Origin of the sequence: Streptococcus sp. 27098_8_86, from assembly GCF_041432595.1 — a bacterium.
Lineage (GTDB): Bacteria > Bacillota > Bacilli > Lactobacillales > Streptococcaceae > Streptococcus > Streptococcus pneumoniae_F.
The window spans coordinates 1-1,380 of the sequence record NZ_JAPVZW010000028.1 but is presented as its reverse complement, the minus strand read 5'-3'; the positions used below and the strand labels follow the sequence as shown (position 1 = coordinate 1,380).

Annotated in this window: 1 pseudogene; it reads right to left on the bottom strand. The window is 45.9% G+C overall.

Annotated elements, in window-relative coordinates:
* Positions 1-1,380: pseudogene (locus tag O3616_RS10010) on the bottom strand (YSIRK signal domain/LPXTG anchor domain surface protein); the annotation flags it as partial.

The following is a 1,380-nucleotide window of genomic DNA, read 5'->3' as shown; positions in this document are numbered from 1 at the left end:
TTGTGCACCTTGGTCACCTTTAGGTCCCTTGATGTTACCTTCTTTTTCCCATGTGCCGTTGTTCTTAACGAAGACGTCACCTGTTTCTGTGTTAACGTATTTATCGCCGTCTTTACCTTCTGTTGTTGGATCAACTTTGCCGTTCAATACGTCTTTTCCATCACGGCCGTCACGTCCTGCAGGTCCTTGCGCTCCATCACGTCCGTCGCGTCCCGCTGGTCCTGGTACACCTTCACGGCCGTCACGTCCTGCAGGTCCTTGCGCTCCATCACGTCCTTGAAGACCTTGAGCACCCTGTTCACCCTTAGGTCCTTGTAGCCCTTGTGGTCCTTGTGGTCCTGCAACTCCGGCTTCACCTTTTAGACCTTGAGGCCCACGAATGTTACCAATCTTATCCCAAGTTCCGTTTTCTTTCTTATAAACATCACCTGTAGTTGCATCGATATAAGTGTCGCCATCTTTACCATCATCTGCTGTTGGTGCTTTAGGTCCACTTAATAATTCAGCACCATTACGTCCGGCTGCACCTGCTGCACCATTGGCACCGTCTGTACCATTATAAATTGGTTGTTTAGCAATTAAGTCATCTATACCTTCATCGTACCGACCATTACCATTGTTATCAAAGTACGCTGTAATAAGAGTACCTTCTCTTGGTTTTTCTGCTGGTGCTGTAGATGGGGCGTCTGCTAAAGCTCTTCTTACTCTTCCGCTTCTTTGATTGTTTAATCTTGCTGCTGCTTCAGCTAAGGCATTTAAGTCGATGGTTGGTGTACGTCCATCTTTACCATCTTTAATGTTAGCTACAACAGGCTCTTCTCCAGGAATTGTAAATGTAATGTCAGTACTATGACCATCTTTACCACGAGCTGTAGTAATTACTGGCGTTTTACCATCACGTCCTGCTGCCCCTGTTTCACCACGTTCGCCACGATCACCTTTAGCACCTTGTGCACCAGTTAATCCACGTTCACCTTGGTCTCCTTTTTCACCTTTGGCACCATCTGCAATGACAACTTCTTTTAGTTTTGTATCTCCTGCATCAAATTCGTTGTTGTCATTTTGATCATAATAGAAGATAACAGTTGTTGTTTTATCAGCTTCATTTCGTTGAGTCGCAACTAATGGGCTTGCTCCATCGAAACCATCTCTTACAACAGTATTTGTAACATTACCTCTACCGTCGTTAATAGTGATAGTGTGAGTACCGTCTTCTTTATTATCTTTAACGGTTACGGTTGGAGTTACACCGTCACGACCTGCCTGACCTTGGTCTCCTTTTTCACCTTTAGCACCTTGTGCTCCAGTCAGACCACGTTCACCTCGGTCTCCTTTTTCACCTTTAGCACCTTGTGCTCCGGTTAGACCGCGTTCGCCTCG